Annotated in this window: 18 protein-coding genes; 5 read left to right on the plus strand and 13 right to left on the minus strand. The window is 63.7% G+C overall.

Features of this window, described 5'->3' with window-relative positions; all coding sequences use genetic code 11:
* The 7 genes from EN786_RS26665 to EN786_RS26695 form a co-directional block, all read right to left on the minus strand.
* Entirely contained in the window at positions 1-897 is an 897-nt protein-coding gene (locus EN786_RS26665) for a glutamine amidotransferase family protein (RefSeq protein ID WP_135909048.1), read from the minus strand.
* A gap of 84 nt (positions 898-981) precedes the next feature.
* Positions 982-1311: a hypothetical protein gene (locus EN786_RS26670; protein WP_127311180.1), complete on the minus strand. Its 330-nt coding sequence runs from the start codon at positions 1309-1311 to the stop codon at positions 982-984.
* Positions 1308-1997 carry a hypothetical protein gene (locus tag EN786_RS26675; RefSeq protein ID WP_127311181.1) on the minus strand — a complete coding sequence of 230 codons (690 nt, stop codon included), beginning with the start codon at positions 1995-1997 and terminating at the stop codon, positions 1308-1310. The genes EN786_RS26670 and EN786_RS26675 overlap by 4 nt, the downstream gene beginning before the upstream one ends.
* Positions 1998-2043: 46 nt before the next feature.
* On the minus strand, positions 2044-3444 hold the full coding sequence (locus EN786_RS26680) for an amino acid permease (RefSeq protein ID WP_127282579.1): 1401 nt from the start codon (positions 3442-3444) through the stop codon (positions 2044-2046).
* 14 nt (positions 3445-3458) lie between these two features.
* Positions 3459-3620, minus strand: coding sequence for a hypothetical protein (locus EN786_RS26685; RefSeq protein WP_127282580.1), 162 nt, complete (start codon positions 3618-3620; stop codon positions 3459-3461).
* Positions 3621-3635: 15 nt separating this feature from the next.
* Positions 3636-4013, minus strand: coding sequence for a hypothetical protein (locus tag EN786_RS26690; RefSeq protein WP_127282581.1), 378 nt, complete (start codon positions 4011-4013; stop codon positions 3636-3638).
* Positions 4014-4018: 5 nt separating this feature from the next.
* Entirely contained in the window at positions 4019-4306 is a 288-nt protein-coding gene (locus tag EN786_RS26695) for a hypothetical protein (RefSeq protein WP_127282582.1), read from the minus strand.
* 286 nt (positions 4307-4592) lie between these two features.
* Between EN786_RS26695 and EN786_RS26700 the strand changes: the two genes are divergently transcribed.
* The 4 genes from EN786_RS26700 to EN786_RS26715 all read left to right on the plus strand — a co-directional run bounded on the left by EN786_RS26700 (position 4593) and on the right by EN786_RS26715 (position 8436).
* Positions 4593-5726: an aminomethyltransferase family protein gene (locus tag EN786_RS26700; protein ID WP_127311182.1), complete on the plus strand. Its 1134-nt coding sequence runs from the start codon at positions 4593-4595 to the stop codon at positions 5724-5726.
* A gap of 101 nt (positions 5727-5827) precedes the next feature.
* Positions 5828-6424: a dimethylamine monooxygenase subunit DmmA family protein gene (locus EN786_RS26705; protein ID WP_127311183.1), complete on the plus strand. Its 597-nt coding sequence runs from the start codon at positions 5828-5830 to the stop codon at positions 6422-6424.
* On the plus strand, positions 6421-7386 hold the full coding sequence (locus EN786_RS26710; protein WP_127311184.1) for a PDR/VanB family oxidoreductase: 966 nt from the start codon (positions 6421-6423) through the stop codon (positions 7384-7386). Before EN786_RS26705 ends, EN786_RS26710 begins: the two co-directional genes overlap by 4 nt.
* Before the next feature lie 9 nt (positions 7387-7395).
* On the plus strand, positions 7396-8436 hold the full coding sequence (locus EN786_RS26715; protein WP_127311185.1) for a DUF3445 domain-containing protein: 1041 nt from the start codon (positions 7396-7398) through the stop codon (positions 8434-8436).
* A gap of 39 nt (positions 8437-8475) precedes the next feature.
* Here EN786_RS26715 and EN786_RS26720 read toward each other — a convergent pair whose 3' ends face one another.
* A complete protein-coding gene (locus tag EN786_RS26720; RefSeq protein ID WP_127282587.1) occupies positions 8476-9198 on the minus strand; it encodes an XRE family transcriptional regulator in 723 nt (240 codons plus the stop codon).
* Between the two features lie 259 nt (positions 9199-9457).
* On the opposite strand from EN786_RS26720, the gene EN786_RS26725 reads away from it, so the two are divergent.
* A complete protein-coding gene (locus tag EN786_RS26725; RefSeq protein ID WP_127282588.1) occupies positions 9458-10816 on the plus strand; it encodes an NAD(P)/FAD-dependent oxidoreductase in 1359 nt (452 codons plus the stop codon).
* Between the two features lie 27 nt (positions 10817-10843).
* On the opposite strand, the gene EN786_RS26730 is transcribed toward EN786_RS26725, so the two are convergent.
* The 5 genes from EN786_RS26730 to EN786_RS26750 all read right to left on the minus strand — a co-directional run bounded on the left by EN786_RS26730 (position 10844) and on the right by EN786_RS26750 (position 16533).
* Positions 10844-11221, minus strand: a complete 378-nt coding sequence (locus EN786_RS26730; RefSeq protein ID WP_127310443.1) for a GFA family protein — start codon at positions 11219-11221, stop codon at positions 10844-10846.
* A 36-nt stretch (positions 11222-11257) separates the two neighbouring features.
* The gene (locus EN786_RS26735; RefSeq protein ID WP_127310444.1) at positions 11258-13237 is read right to left on the minus strand and encodes an ABC transporter permease subunit; all 1980 of its coding nucleotides are present in this window, start codon (positions 13235-13237) and stop codon (positions 11258-11260) included.
* Entirely contained in the window at positions 13234-14313 is a 1080-nt protein-coding gene (locus EN786_RS26740; protein WP_127310445.1) for a glycine betaine/L-proline ABC transporter ATP-binding protein, read from the minus strand. The genes EN786_RS26735 and EN786_RS26740 overlap by 4 nt, the downstream gene beginning before the upstream one ends.
* A gap of 75 nt (positions 14314-14388) precedes the next feature.
* A complete protein-coding gene (locus EN786_RS26745; RefSeq protein ID WP_127282592.1) occupies positions 14389-15363 on the minus strand; it encodes an ABC transporter substrate-binding protein in 975 nt (324 codons plus the stop codon).
* A 384-nt stretch (positions 15364-15747) separates the two neighbouring features.
* Complete coding sequence (locus EN786_RS26750; protein WP_127310446.1) at positions 15748-16533, minus strand: SDR family oxidoreductase; 786 nt, start codon at positions 16531-16533, stop codon at positions 15748-15750.
* Positions 16534-16539 lie beyond the last annotated feature (6 nt).

The following is a 16539-nucleotide window of genomic DNA, read 5'->3' on the forward strand; positions in this document are numbered from 1 at the left end:
TCAATGCTCCCAGAAATAGACGGTTGCGGGCTCCGGTTCCCAGACCCTCGCATTGTCTATGCCGGGCAGTTTGGTGAGCGCGCGATATTCCGAACCGAAGGCGACATACTGGTCGGTCTCGGCCATGACGGCAGGCTTGCAGGCGATCGGGTCGCGCACCACGCCAAAGCCGTTCTTGGTGCCGACGACGAAGGTGAAGAAGCCGTCGAGATCGGAGAGTGTGCCCTCCAGCGCCTCGCCGAGGTTCTTGCCATGCGCGATCTTGGAGGAGAGATAGGCGGCTGCCACCTCGGTGTCGTTTTCGGTCTCGAATTTCATGCCCTCGCGGATCAGCTCGCGCCGCACATTGTTGTGGTTGGACAGCGAGCCATTGTGCACCAGGCATTGGTCGGCTCCGGTCGAGAAGGGGTGCGCGCCCATCGTGGTGACCGCCGATTCCGTCGCCATGCGGGTGTGGCCGATGCCGTGCGTGCCGGTCATCGAGCGCACGTCGAAACGCTCGACGACGGCTTCCGGCAGGCCGACCTCCTTGTAGATCTCGACCGCTTCGCCGGCGCCCATGATGCGGATATCGGGCCGAAGCGATTGCAGTGCCTCACGCGCGGTGTCGACCTTGTCCGGAGCCGTCCTGATCACCGCATGCGTCGACTTGACCGCGACGCTCACCGGCGCGCCGATCGCCTTGGCGAGCTCAGCGTCGAGGCCGCGGAAGTCGTGTTCCGGTTTCGCTGACTGGATGGTGATCTTGGCCTCGTTGCCGGCCGGTGCGCCATAGATGGCGATGCCGGCACTGTCCGGACCCCGGTCGGTGAGGCAGATCAGCATCTCCGACAGCATCGCGCCCAGCTTGGGCTCCAGCGACTTGTCCTTGAGGAAAAGTCCGACGATTCCGCACATGTCAGCCTCCGACGTTTATGGCTCTCAAATGATGTACCGAATGAGGAATTAGAATTCAACCATATGAAAAAAATTTTCCTCTAGTTACGTGTGCGGCTCTGCGCCGCCGGCCGCGCCGTCATCGCTTCGGCGGTCACTATGAGCCCATTGCGTGTAGCGGATGCGTGCAATCTTGTAGGCATCGAGGATCGACAGCGCATAAATCAGGAAGCCGCCGGCATGACGGCCGACGAAACTGGCGTCCGGTGCCGCCACCTTGGTGGTCACCCAGCCAAGGATCACCATGAAGAACAGGAATTGCAGCCCGCGCGTCGGCACGCCGAGCATGACATGTCCGCTCCCCGGCAGCACGATCGCCGCACCGAGCACGAGATACGGATTCGCCGGGGCGGGGGAACTGGCTTTGTCGGTCATGCGGCCTGCCGTTTGCGCTCGTTGATGGCATCGCGAAGCGTCGAGGCCGATTGCAGCAGCCTTTCGATCAGCGCCGGATCCAGTTTCGTGTCGCCAAACGCAGCCTGCCGGAACACGCCGTAGCGCGCCCGCTCTGCCTCGGCCAGCAGCCAGACGATGCGCACGCCCTTCGGTGTGACCAGCAGCTCCTTGGCCCGGCCCTCGGCGAAGATGTCGAGATGGCCGGTGATCACGTCCTGCGGGAAGGCGACCCCCTTGCGGTCCGTGCGCAGCACCGCCTCGACGGGAAAGCCGGCGGTCTTCGGCAGCGTGTGGCCAAGGTGATCGAAATTGGAAAACGTGGTCGCCGAGCCCGGCCGCATCATCATGTCGAAAGTTCCCGGAACGTCGACAGGCTCGGTGACCGTGACGGTGAGCCAGCGCGCCGGCAGTTTTCTGGTCGCCAGCGTGTCGACGATGGTGCGGACCTGCACACGAAGCCCGTTCCAGGTGCCCGCCCAGATGGCGACACCAGCCGTGCCGTCGGAGATATCGACGGCGTCGGCAACAACAGTGCGAATGCCGGCGGTGTCTGCGGCAAGCGCCTCCCTGGCCCGGTTGCGGCTTTTGCGCGCGAGCCACACAAGGTGGACGACGACGGCAAGCGCAATCGCCCCGGCAAGCAAAGTTGACGTCAACTCAGACATCTCGACACGCCAGAGCCCGCCGTCAGCCGGCGGGCTTTCTTTCCACTCAATAGCCCTGCGGCTTCGGCCACGGCATGGTGAACTGGTCGCCGCGGCGCACGAATTTGTAACGGTAGAAGTGGAACCACAGCGAGATCAGGAAATAGAAGATGGTCATCGCGATCAGCTGCGAGCCGAAGCCGAGGAAGATGGCGAAGAAGGTGACCACGCACAGGCAGAACAGCACGATCGCCGGCAGCGGATGGAACGGGTGCGTGTAGCCGCGGCGGATGGAACCCAGCGGCCACTTCTTGCGGAACATCATGATGTTGATGCTCATGAAGGTGTATTGCAGCACGCCCGACAGGATCGAGAAGGTGATCGCCTGGTTGAGGTCGGCGATGAAGGCGAAGGCGAGCGCGATCGGCAGCAGGAACAGGATCGAGCGGTAGGGCGTGCGGTATCTCGGATGCACCGCCGAGAACCAGCTCGGCAGGTAGCGGTCGCGGCCGAGCGAGAACCATGCACGGGCGGCATCGTTGATGCAGCCATTGGCCGAGGCAAGTGCTGCCAGCAGCGTCGCGATGAACAGCAGGTTCTCGAGCAGCGGGCTGCCCGTCAGCTTGCCGGCGTCCCAAAGCGGATAATAGGTGATGCCGAGATACTCCCACGGCATCATCGAGGCGCAGACATACCAGGTCATGGCAGCGGCGATCAGAAGCGTGATCATGCCGGCCATGGTGCCGTAGGGCAGCGAGCGCGCCGGTGAGCGCACTTCTTCGGCCGCCTGCGTGGTGCCCTCGATGCCGAGATAGTACCAGATGCCGAACTGGAAGGCGGCGATGACGCCGATCCAGCCATAGGGCAGCGCATTGCTGGGCGTCACCAGTTCGTTGAGCTTCAGCACCGCGCCTTGCGTCCACGGGCTCACCGAGAAGAACAGGATGACGATCGAGATGTAGGCAATCGCGGTGATGACGAAGTTGACGTTGAGCGTCATCAGCACGCCGCGATAGTTCAGCCAGGCCAGCACCACGATGGTGGCGGCGATGAAGGAATTGTGCGTTAGGCCCTCGACGCCGGCCTTGGCGACGATCGTGTCGCCGAGCAGGATGGCGTCCGACACTTCCAGCATCGTGTAGGCGAAGACCAGGAACAGCGCGACGTTGAAGGCCATCAGCGGCCCGACGATGTGCTTGGCCTGGGCGTACTGGCCGCCGGCGGCGGCGACGGTCGATGTCACCTCGGAATCGATCATGGCGACCGAGGTGTAGAGCAGCCCGACGAGCCAGCAGACGATCAGCGCCGCCAGCGCGCCGCCCTTGTCGGCGGCGAAATTCCAGCCGGTGAATTCGCCGACCAGCACGATGCCGACGCCGAGCGCCCAGACATGGGCGGGGCCGAGCACCCGGAGCAGCGAGACCCTGTCGCCGTGGATGGTGGTGGTGTTGTCAAGCGCGACCGTCATCGATCAATCCCCACTCAGATCCGGTGCTTTTCGGAAACGGCTTCAAGCTCGCCTTCGCGCGAGGAGGTCAGCACCTCCTCGGAATAGGTCGTATCGACCTTGAACCAGTCGTAGAGCATCCACAGCGCGAGCACGATCGAGATGCCCCAGCAGGCGTAAGACAGCGGTATCCACATGATCGTGTCCCCGGGTTACTTGTCGTCGAACTTTTCGTTGATGACTTCGCGATATTCCCGGTCCGATGCGCGGAACAGGAACACGAAATAGCCGATCAGCACCGCCGCCATGATGATCAGCGTCGGCCAGTCGATCACATAGTGGAAGCGGTTCTGGATGATGTCGTGCGCGGTCTCGGGCGTGTAGCCGAGCTTCTCCCAGATCGACGCCATGGTCGCATTCTGGCCAAGCGCGTCCCAAGTCTTGGCGTCGAGCGGATCGATGGACTTCGCGGCTCCGGCGAGGCCGAGCTTCAGCGGCAGCCAAAGCGCCACGAAAATGGCGACCACGACCACAGCGATATCGAGGATCTGGCCGGCCTTGCTCTGTTCCGGCGGCTTGTAGCGGGACATGCTGTCTACCCCTTGCGGTTGCGGAACGCGTCGGCGTTCTTGATGTCGAGCCCGTAGATGAAGTCCTTGTCTTCCTTGTAGTGGTTGACCATCGCCAGGATGGCGGCCGTGTTGAAGATCAGCACGGCGCCGGCGGCGACCGCGACGACCAGCTTGATGCCGGCGTGCGGAATGTATGGCCATGTCATGATGAGGACGAAGAGGATCGTCGCCCACAGGCAAATGATCAGGAGCGCGGATCCGCGCACGTCGGAACGGTACAGCGCTTCGATGCGCTGCTGCAGGTCGGACATCGGTTTTCCCCTTCTCTCGACGTCCGGTCCCGAATCGGCCGGGCGTCTCACTCTTTCAACAGAGTGAAATTTTTTTCATAAATTCCGACCGAATTCCGGAATTGTCAAGCCGCATTTCCGGGTTGTGAACCGTTCGTTCCATGTCAAGAAATTTGCCTGACAATGAAATTATTTGCTTCAAGGGGATTGCAGCGCTTCGTCGTTTGCGGTCAATATTCGATCAAAGCTCCGGCCATCGAGCCAAGGAGCAGGGAACAGCAATGACTTTCTGACGGAGGACGATCGGATGACGGCATCCTGGAGATTTTCGACCTTGGCGGACCGCCATCGCGCGCTCGGCTCGAAGCTCGAGGACTGGAGCGGCATGGGCACCGCCTGGACCTACGACAAGGATGCCGACGAGGAATATGTCGCCATCCGCACCAAGGCCGGCCTGATGGACGTCTCCGGCCTGAAGAAGGTTCACATCACCGGGCCGCACGCCGCGCACCTCATCGACCTCGCCACCACCCGCGACGTCGAGAAGATCTATCCCGGCAAGTCGGCCTATGCCTGCATGCTGAACGAGGCCGGCAAGTTCACCGACGACTGCATCATCTACCGCATCAGCCCCAACAGCTGGATGGTCGTGCACGGCTCCGGCACCGGCCATGAGGAGTTGCAGCGCGCAGCGGCGGGCCGCGACGTTTCGCTACGCTTCGACGACAATCTGCACGACCTCTCGCTGCAGGGCCCGACCGCCGTCGACTACCTGGCCAAGCACGTGCCGGGCATTCGCGACCTCAACTACTTCCACCACATGCAGACGCAGCTGTTCGGTTTCCCGGTGATGATCTCGCGCACCGGCTACACTGGCGAGCGCGGCTACGAGATCTTCTGCCGAGGCCAGGATGCCGGCACGATCTGGGACAGGATCCTCGACGAGGGGAAGGGCGTCGGCATCATCCCGTGCCGCTTCACCACGCTCGATATGCTGCGCGTCGAGAGCTACCTGCTGTTCTATCCCTATGACAATTCCCAAAAGTATCCGTTCGAGAGCGAAGGCCCCGGCGACACGCTGTGGGAACTCGGCCTCGACTTCACCGTCAGCCCCGGCAAGACCGGCTTCCGCGGCGCCGAGGAGCACTATCGCCTGAAGGGCAAGGAGCGCTTCAAGATCTACGGCGTCCTGCTCGACGGCAGGGAGCCGGCCGACGAGGGCGCGCCGGTCTATCGCGACGGCAAGAAGGTCGGCGTCGTCACCTGCGCCATGTATTCGCCGCTGGTCGAGAAGTCGATGGGAATCGCCCGCCTCGACGTCGACTGCGCCGTCAAGGACACCAGGCTCGAGATTCGCAACAGAAGCGGCTCGATCAGGGCGACGGCGCAGCCATTGCCGTTCGATGATCCCAAAAAGACCAAGCGCACCGCCAAGGGCTGAGGCATTATCAACGGGGAGGGGTTTCGAGGCACTAGAGCATGATCCCGAAAAGTGGGAACCGGTTTTCGGAAAAGATCATGCTCCAACTGATCTAAGGTAGAATGGCAGCCAAGACGATCATCAGCCGGCCCGTTTACGGAACCCTGTCTCCGCAGCCCGGCAAGCACCACCTTTTCGTGGCGGATGCCGAAGGCGCGCTCGCGATCATCGACATGGCCGGCAAGGCGCCGGCCGGTTTCTTCGACGGCGCCGAGATCGTCTTCATTGCGGCTCCAGACGGCAAGCACATCGCCGCTCTCGAAGCGCTGAAGCCGGCACAGCTCCATCTGCCGCCGTCCTTCGCCAGCTTGCTGCCGCGATTGAGGCAGACGCTGACCAACGCCCATATGGGCCTGCGCCTCTATCTTTCGGGCACCGAAGGGCTGATCGGCCAGGCCATGCAGGTGGCGCTCGAGGCCGGCATCGACCACACCTCCATGCAGACCGAGCATCGCGGCTCGCTGGCGCGCCGCATGCAGTGCGTGCACTGCAAGGGCATCACCGAGCACGTGACGACGCAGCCGGCGACCTGCGCGCATTGCGGCCTGCTGCTTCTGGTGCGCGACCACTATTCGCGGCGCCTCGCCGCCTTCCAGGGCGTCTGCATCAATGCCGAGGATCGCTCAGAGATTCCTCCAATGGAGGAGGTCTTCCGATGAGCACCGGCACCACCAAACTCGACGTCGTCGTCAGCGATGTCGTCCCCGTCAACGACCTGGTCACCCGCTTCCATTTCCGCCGCCGCGACGCTGAACTCCTGCCGACCTTTTCAGGCGGCGCTCATGTCGTGGTCGAGATGCGCGATGGCGACCGCACCAGGCTCAACCCCTATTCGCTGATGGGCTCGCCGCTCAATACCAGCGAATACACGATCTCGGTGCGCCGCGACGATGTCGGCCGCGGCGGCTCGCTGTTCATGCACAGGTCGGTCAAGCCCGGCCTGGAGATGGTGATCAGCTATCCGGTCAACCTGTTCTCGCTCGACCTGAGAGCCAGGAAGCACCTGATGCTAGCCGGCGGCATCGGCATCACGCCGTTCATGGCTCAGACCGCGCAACTGGCGGGATCGGGAGGCAATTTCGAGCTGCACTACACCTGCCGCACCGCTTCGCTCGGCACCTATGCCGATATACTGCAGCAGCGCTACGACCGCCGGGTGAAACTCTACCATGACGATCGCGACGAGCGCATCGATCTCGACCGTCTGCTTTCGACGCAGCCGCTCGGCACGCATCTCTATGTCTGCGGCCCGGCGGGCATGATCAACTGGGTGCGCGACCGCGCCGCCGCTCTCGGCTGGCCGTCGGAAACGGTGCATTTCGAGCATTTCGCGGCGCCGCAGCCCGGCGCGCCTTTCGATGTGGCGCTGGCCGTCAGCGGCAAGACGATCCGCGTCGGCTCGCAGCAGAGCCTGCTCGAGGCGATCGAGGCCGCCGGCGTCGATCCGCCCTATCTCTGCCGCGGCGGCGTCTGCGGCCAGTGCGAGACCAATGTCATCTCTTCCGACGGCAAGTTCATCCACAACGACCACTGGCTGAGCGAGGAAGACCATCGTTCCGGCTGCAAGATCATGCCTTGCGTCTCGCGCTTCGAGGGCAAGTCGCTGGTCCTGGAAAGATAGGAGGCGAGCTTGGGCATCACCTTTCGCAAGGAAACCTTTCGGGACGACTACACGTTCAGGAACAGCCCGGAGCACATCAGGCGCTTCCCGTTCCCGTTCAACGAAGACAGCTACATGTATGCCGTCAACATCGAGCCGCACGTCGTCGGCCCGAAGGGCAGCGTGCTGGAAAACCTGATCGACGTCGACGAGCACTATGTCGCCGAGATGCAGGATCGCGCTTTGGTTCTGGCCGAGGATCCGCTGCGCTGCCAGTCGCTGCCGCATATGACGCTGGCCGGCTGGGACCTGCTCGAGCTGCTGATGGAGCAGCAGGCGCTCGGCTATCCCGAGCATTTCACGCTGACCCGCGACGGTGACCGCTGGCGCTGGATCAACCGGCCGCTCGGCATCGACGACACCTTCACCTTCGGCGACACCTCGACGCTGCCCTATGGCCCGATGGAATACATCACCCGCCAGAGCCAGGGCGATTTCTGCATCCTCGACCAGCGCGACGGCAATCTGTGGATGGATGCCGGCATGGTCACCACCCAGGCCGACTGGTCGCTCGATTTCGACATCGGTATGAATTTCTTCGAGTGGCACGCGCCGGTGCCGCTGGCGCACGAGAAGGGCATCTTCATCCGTGCGCTGAAATTCCTCACCAACATCCAGCAGGGCAAGCCGGCGCGGCGGCTCAACTGGACGATGACCATCAATCCGCGCCTCGACACCAGCCCCGAGAATTATCACAAATGGGGTCCCGACCGGGCGACGGTCACGCCTGAGAATGTCGGCGACAAGGTGCATCTGCGCGTCGAGCTGCAGAGCTTCTGGCGGCTGCCGCGCTCCAACGGCATCGTCTTCCCGATCCGCTGCTACCTGATCAAGATGGACGAGCTGGTGACGCAGCCGAAATGGGCACGTCGCCTGCACCGCGTCATCCGCGACCTGCCCGAGGAGCTCGCCACCTACAAGGGCCTCACCCGCTACCGTCCGACGCTGGTCGAGTGGCTGTCGAAGCTGGACGATGGCAGCCCGACGAGCCCGGGTTTCGGGCCGGATTGAAGCTGTCGATCTCCCCCACGAGGGGGGAGATTTAGCCATTCACCCCGCGCTGCTTTGCGGATAGCAGATGATCGACAGGTACCGCATCGGCAGCCGCGTCAGCTGTTCGGGTCCATGCGGCGCGTCGGCGTCGAAGAACAGGCTGTCGCCGGGCTTCATCGGGTAGAGGTTGTTGCCGTGCCGGTACACCACCTCGCCCTCCAGCATATAGAGGAATTCCATGCCCGCATGCTGGAAGGTCGGGAACACATCAGAATCCTCGGTCAGCGTGATCAGGTAGGGCTCGACGACGACGCCGCTGGTGTTGGAGCCGATGTGGCCGAGCAGATTGTACTGATGACCGGCGCGCGTGCCGCGGCGTTCTACATCGAGGCCTTCGCCGGCCTTGACGAAGACCGCGGCATGCTCCTCCTCGAAGCGGCGGAAGAAGGCGGTGACCGGCACACCGAGCGCCCTGGACAGCGCCTGCAGCGTGGTCAGCGACGGCGAGGTGATGCCGTTCTCGATCTTCGACAGCATGCCGAGCGAAATGTCGGTGGCGACGGCGAGATCGGCGACCGTGATGCCGAGCTTCTTGCGGAATGCCCGCACCTCGCGCCCGATCGCCACTTCCAGCACCTTCTCGCGCGTGTCGCGAATGGCGTGCGGGTTCTGGGTCAGCGGCGTGCGGATCGTGCGCCCGTCGGCCGACACGGCCTTCGGCGAAGGCTTGCTCTTGGCGGCGCCGGCGCCGTGCTTGAGATCGGAAGCCTTCTTGGCCATGTCGCCCCCTGCATTCTGCGGAATTATTTCACTCAAGGTGAACATATTCATTGCCGGTACACGAGCGCAATCGTCGCAACAAGCCATCCACGGCCGATTTCTGCGTTTCCCGCTCACAGCCCGCCGGCGGTTTTTCACCGGAAGTTGCCGATGCGGAACGCGCTTTCGCCAGAAGGACCGTTGACAGCACGAGAGGTGCGATTACTGTTACTGACAGTGAAATTTGTTTCGCTGGGGAAATGAGAACGGGAGACCCGCCATGAACAGTCGCGTTGCCGTCATCGGAGCCGGGCCGTCCGGTCTGGCACAGCTTCGAGCCTTCAAGTCAGCCGCCGACAAGGGCGCCGAGATTCCGGAAGTCGTCTGCTTCGAGAAGCAGTCCGACTGGGGCGGGCTGTGGAACTACACCTGGCGCACCGGCCTCGACGAGCATGGCGACCCGGTGCACGGCTCGATGTACCGCTATCTCTGGTCGAACGGGCCGAAGGAGTGCCTCGAATTCGCCGACTACACTTTCGAGGAGCATTTCGGCCGGCCGATCGCCTCCTATCCCCCGCGCGCCGTTTTGTGGGACTACATCAAGGGCCGCGTCGAAAAATCAGGCGTGCGCAAATGGGTGCGTTTCAACACGCCGGTGCGCATGGTCACCTATTCGGACGCAACGAAGAAATTCACCGTCACCGCGCATGACCGCAGCAACGACGTCACCTACTCGGAAGAGTTCGACAATGTCGTCGTCGCCTCCGGCCATTTCTCCGTGCCCAACGTGCCGTTCTTCGAGGGCTTCGCCACCTTCAACGGCCGCATCCTGCACAGCCACGACTTCCGCGACGCCATGGAATTCAAGGGCAAGGACATCCTGATCATCGGCCGTTCCTATTCGGCCGAGGACATCGGTTCGCAGTGCTACAAATACGGCGCCAAATCGATCACCTCCAGCTACCGCTCGAAGCCGATGGGCTTCAAATGGCCGGAGAACTGGAAGGAGGTGCCGCTGCTGCAGAAGGTCGTCGGCAAGACGGCGCATTTCAAGGACGGCACCACCAAGGATGTCGATGCCATCATCCTGTGCACCGGCTATCTGCATTCCTTCCCCTTCCTCACCGACGACCTCAAGCTCAAGACCGCCAACCGCATGTGGCCGCTCGACCTCTATGAAGGCGTGGTGTGGGAAAAGAACCCGAAGCTGTTCTATATCGGCATGCAGGACCAGTTCTATACCTTCAACATGTTCGACGCGCAGGCCTGGTATGCGCGCGACGTCATCATGGGCCGCATCAAGCTGCCTTCGGCCGAGGCAATGGCCGAGCACGGCGCCAAGTGGCGCGCACGCGAGGAGACGCTGGAAGACGCCGAGCAGATGATCTGGTTCCAGGGCGACTACACCAAGGAGCTGATGGACCAGACCGACTATCCGGGCTTCGACGTCGAGGCGGTCAACCACACCTTCATGGAGTGGGAGCATCACAAGGTGGAGGACATCATGGGCTTCCGCGACCACGCCTATCGCTCGCTGATGACCGGCACCATGGCGCCGCTGCACCATACGCCCTGGCTGCAGGCGCTGGACGACTCGATGGAGAGCTATCTCGAGGTGAAGGGCGTCGCGGCGGAATAGCGCCTGCGCGACCAGGCGCGCTTGCCGTCAGGCCGGCACGGCGACCCAGCCGTGCCGGCGCTTGTCGAACACCGAGCGCGTCGGCGCCGGAAAGGATGGGTCGGCGAAACAGCCGACTGCAACGGCGACCGCGGCCGGCCGTCGCGAAGGACACCAGAACACTGTGGAACCGCAGCTTCCGCAGAAGTGGAAGGTGATCGAAAATCCGCTGTCGGAATTGCGCTCGAATGTCCGCGACGATCCGGTGACGTCGGTCGCGGCGGCATCGAAGAAGGCCGCGATCCCGAACGGGCTGCCGGTCCGCCGCTGACAGTCCAGGCAATGGCAAAGCGAAACGATGTCGGGCTCCTGCGGGCAGCGGATCTGCAATTGGCCGCAGGCGCAGCTGGCCGTCCGGCTGGTCATGGTCCTGTCTCCTTTGGAGTTTCGGCGCTTGGGGCTCTACCCGAGCCTCGCCCTGGCTTTCGCTGTCCAGGCATTGAACAGCCGGTCGGCGACGATGCCGATGAAGGCGATGGCCAGCCCCGCGACGATGCCGCGGCCGGAATCGGCCTTGGACAGCGCGATGAACACTTCCTGGCCGAGATCGCGGGTACCGACCATGGCGCAGATGATGATCATCGCCAAGGCCATCAGGATCGTCTGGTTGACGCCGAGCATGATCTCGGGCAGCGCCAGCGGCAGCTGCACGCGGAAGAAGGTCTGGCGCGGCGTGCAGCCCGAAACCTTCGCCGCCTCGATCAGCGCCGGCGGCACCTGGCGGATGCCGTGATTGGTGTAGCGGATCGCCGGCACGACGGCGAAGGCGATCGTCGCGATCATCGCGGTGACGTCGCCGACGCGGAACAGCATCACCACCGGGATGATGAAGCAGAAGGACGGCAGCACCTGCAGCGTGTCGATGATCGGCGTGACGATCTTCTCGAAGCGGTCGCTGCGCGAAGCGGCAAAGCCGATCGGGATGCCGATCAGGCAGGAGATGAAGGCCGAGATGCCGCAGAGATAGACCGTCGCCATGGTCTTTTCCCAAAGCCCGGTGACCGCGCAGAAGGCGGTGAGCACTGCCACCAGCGCGGCAAGCCGCGGGCCGCCGAGCTGAAAGCCGGCAAGGCCGAGCAGGAACACGGCGCCCAGCCACGGAAAGCCTTCGCAGAAGGCGCGCACGGGATTGAGCACGTTGAGGATCAGCGCCACGCGGAAGGCCTCGATTGTGTCGAAGAAATTGATCGTCACCCAGTTCACCGCCGCTTTCCACAACGGCGCCGTCGTGAAGGTGATCGCCTTCGGCACCGCCGCGAAGGCGGGCACGAACAGGCTGAGCAGCGTGGTGGCGGCAAGGATGGCGACGGCCAGCGTCAGGTTGGGATAGCGCCGCCAGAAATTCGGGCTAGCCGCCTGGTGCGTCTGGCCCATCGCGTGGTTGTGGGCGATCGCCTGGCTCAGCCGGTCGAGCGCGATGGCCAAGGCGACGATGGCGAGGCCGGCCTCCATCGCTTCGCCGACCTTCAGCGCCCTCAGCGCCAGGAGCACGTCGTAGCCGAGGCCGCCGGCGCCGATCATCGAGGCGATGATGACCATGTTGAGGGCCAGCATGATGACCTGGTTGACGCCGACCATCAGCGTCGGCCGCGCCGAGGGCAGAAGCACGCGCCACAGTTTCTGCCTGGCCGTGCAGCCGGCCATCTCGCTGAACTCGTCGATCTCGGACGGCACGCGCTGCAGGCCGAGCATCGTTGCCCTGACCATCGGCGGCGTGGCGAAGATGGCGGTGGCGATCATCGCCGACACCGGGCTGTTGCCGAACAGGAGCAGCATCGGGATCAGATAGGCGAAGGTCGGAATGGTCTGCATCAGATCGAGGGCAGGGGAGACGACGAGCCTTTCGGCCCAGGGCTTGCGCCAGCCCCAGATGCCGACGAACAGGCCGGTGACGATGCAGAACGGCACCGCGATCGAGATCAGCGCCAGCGTCAGCATGGCGCTGGTCCATTGGCCGAACAGCGCGACATAGGCAAAGCAGCCGCCGACCAGCACACCCAACTTCCAGCCGCCGGCGGCGCGGCCGGCGAGGAACGCCGCAACGCAGACACCGAGCCATGACAGGCGCGGCAGCGTGAAGGTGTCAGCGCCATGGCCGATCTTGAAGTTCTTGGCCAGAAGATCGAGCGCGAAGTCGAGCGGCACGCCAAGCACCGCCGTGATCGAGCGGGTCAGCCAGGAGAAGTTCGTCTTTATCCACTTCATCAGCCCGCCTATCCAGTCGGCGACCGGAATGACGGCGTCGGCCGGATAATTGACCGCCCAGGGCACTTTGTCCTCGAGCAGGAACACGACCAGCACAGCGGCAAGCGCTAGCGCCCAGATCGCCAGCCAGCGCTGGACCGGCGGTCTGGCTTCGCTGGCGCTCGCCGTTACCGTCATGCGCCGGCTCCGCTGCGCTCGATGCCGGCGAGCAGGTCGATCACCGCTTGCGGCGTCACTTCGCCGATCGGCTTGCCGCTTCCGTTGATCACGGCGAAGGGCTTGCCGGCCGCGACGATACCGGCCGAGAAGCTGGCAATCTTCGCCTCCGGCGAGACTGTGCCGCCATGCTCGGCGCCGCCGCAGGCGCGCATCAGGCTCCTCGCCGAGATCACCTTGGCGCGGTCGACGTCGCGGGTGAACTCGGCGACATAGTCGGTCGCCGGATTGACCACCAGTTCTTCCGGTGTGCCGGTCTGGATGACCTCGCCATCCTTCATGATGGCGATGCGGTCGGCGAGCCGGATCGCCTCGTCGAAATCATGGGTGATGAAGACGATGGTCTTGTGCAGCATCGTCTGCAGCCGCATCAATTCGTCCTGCATCTCGCGGCGGATCAGCGGATCGAGCGCCGAGAACGGCTCGTCGAGGAACCAGATCTCCGGCTTGGTGGCGAGGCTGCGCGCGATGCCGACGCGCTGCTGCTGGCCGCCGGAAAGTTCGCGCGGATAGAAATGCTCGCGCCCGCGCAGGCCGACGAGCTCGATCACCTCGCGGGCGCGGGCCTCTCGCGTCGCCCGGTCCTGTCCCTGGATGCTCAAGGGAAAGGCGATATTGTCGAGCACGTTGAGATGCGGCAGCAGCGCGAAATTCTGGAACACCATGCCCATGCGGTGGCGTCTGAGCTCGATCAGCGCCGCATCGGAAATCTTGAGCAGGTCCTTGCCTTCGAATTCGACCTTGCCATGGCTCGGCTCGACCAGCCGCGACATGCAGCGCACCAGCGTCGACTTGCCTGAGCCGGACAGCCCCATGATGATGAAGATCTCGCCCTGGCGGATCTCGAGGTCGACGGCGCGTACCGCGCCGACCAGTCCCGCCGCCGCGATGTCGGTGGGGCTCGCCTTGCCGGCGCGCTCGCGGATGAAGCTCGCGGCATTGGCGCCGAACAGCTTCCAGACATTGCGGCAGGCAAGCTTTATCGGGCGCGCATCCCTGGGCGCACCTGCGGCCTGCGGTTCAGTCGCGTCGCTCATGCATTCGTCCTTCTGGAACGGGCAGTAGAGACCCGGCCATGCCCGGCCGGGTCTCGCAATTTCCAGTCGGAACGGTCACTGCGCCCAGGCCTTCCAGTCGGCCTCGTGGGCGGCGATCCAGGCGGCGGCGACCTCTTCCGGCGTCTTGCCGTTGAGGTCGATGTCGCCGCTCATCTTGTTGAGCTCGTCGGTGTCGATCGTATAGGCCTTGGCCACCTTGTAGGCGACCGGCCATTTCTCCTTCATGCCGCCCCAGGCATATTTCCAGATTTCGCCATGCGGCTTGCCGCAGTCGTATTTGGCGTCGGGGTTGGTGCCCCATTTGGGGTCGGTGTAGCACTCCGGCGTGTATTCGGGGAATTCGACCCACTCGCCCTTGTACTTGGCCGGCGCCCAGTGCGGCGAATAGATCCACAGCATGATCGGCGCCTTGCGCTGATAGGCGGAATCGAGCTCGGCGAACATCGCCGCGTCGGTGCCGGCATGGATGACGGTGAAGGGCAGTTTCAGCGCCTCGACGCGCTCGTCGTCAAAGCCCTCCCAGGTCACCGGGCCGCCGAGGTAGCGGCCCTTCGGCGTTGTCTCGGCCGTCGAGAAGGCCTCGGCGCATTTCGGGTCCTTCAGCGCTTCCCAGTTGGGCAGGCCGGGGCATTTCTCCTTCATGTATTCGGGGAACCACCATTCTTCCTTGGCCTTCGGGCCGAGCTTGCCCAGCCGCTCGGTCTGTCCGGTGGCGTCGGAGGCCTTCATGGCTTCGCCGGCGGTCGTGTCCCAGAATTCCAGGCCGACATCGAGGTCGCCATTGGTGAGGCCGGTGGTCAGGCTGGAGAGGTAATCGGCGGTCGGGTATTCGACCGTGTAGCCGAGCTTTTCGAGGATGCCGCCAAGAATCTTGGCGTTGAGGTTGACGCTGGTCCAGTCGAACAGGGCGATCTTGATCGGATCGCTGGATTCAGGCGCGGCGGCTTGCGCTGCCGGCGTCAGTGCGCTTGCCAGGGCAAGCGTTAGGGCTCCCATTGATGCTGTCGAAATCATGCTCCGAAGTGACATGCTTGTTCTCCTGTCAAGCTCTAGAGGATTATCGGTCGTTCCCTTCTTCTGGTCTTTTTATGATTGTGTTGGAAAAGCCGGTCGCTGCGCAAGCGCCCATCCGGCACTGAAGCCGGCGCGAAAGGGTGAGATGATGCCAGGATGAAGGTGCCGTGCGGAGCGAGGCCGCGTCATGGCCGCCCGTCGATGGCTGCCGGGGCAGTCATCCGCGGTTCGATCGCCGCCGATGCGGCGCTCTTGAGCATGCGAGCCATCAGGGTCCCATGATCGAGGCCTGCCGCGCCATGCGGCGAGCCGAAGCCGTTTCACAGGATGAAATTATATATACCAAGGTTCATGTCGCGCAACGCACAAACGCACTGAGCGATGCGCAATCCGACAGCCTCAGGACATGATCAGGCCGCCATCGACATTGATGGTCTGGCCGGTGATGTAGGCCGCATCGTTGCTGGCGAGGAAGCTGACCAACCCGGAGACGTCCTCGCCGCTGCCGGCACGGCCCATCGGGATGTTCTTCACCCACTCCGCCATCAGCTCGCCCGGCTTGTAGTCGCCGAGCAGCTTGCCCCAGGCGGTGTCGTTATAGGCCCACATGTCGGTGTCGATGATGCCGGGGCAGATGGCGTTGACGGTGATCTTCTCCTTGGCCACTTCCTTGGCAAGGCTCTGGGTGATGCCGACGACGCCGAATTTCGAGGCCGCATAGTGCGGCGTGTAGATGAAACCCTGCCGCGCCTGGCCCGAAGCGGTGTTGATCAGCCGGCCGCCCTCGCCATGCTTGCGCATGCGCCCGATCGCTTCCTGGCAGCACAGGAACACGCCCTTGGTGTTCACCGCCAGCACCTTGTCCCACTCGGCCTCGGTCATCGCTTCGATCCTGGCGATGGTGATGACGCCGGCGTTCTGCACCGAGATGTCGACGCGGCCGAATTCCTTTTCGGCGAGGTCGTAGAGCGCCGCGACCTCGTCCCTCCTGGTGACGTCCATGCGCATCGAGGCAACCTTCGCGCCCGCCGCCTTGAGGCCTGCCGCGACCTCGTCCACGCGCGGATCGATGGCGCTGACCACGACCGCGGCGCCCTCCGCCGCGAAGCGTTTCGCCATCGCCGCGCCGATGCCGCCGCTGGCGCCCGTGACGACCGCCGTCTTTCCTTCAAAGCGCTTCTGCATCTTCTC

Origin of the sequence: Mesorhizobium sp. M4B.F.Ca.ET.143.01.1.1 (assembly GCF_004792275.1) — a bacterium.
GTDB classification, from domain to species: Bacteria; Pseudomonadota; Alphaproteobacteria; order Rhizobiales; family Rhizobiaceae; genus Mesorhizobium; species Mesorhizobium abyssinicae.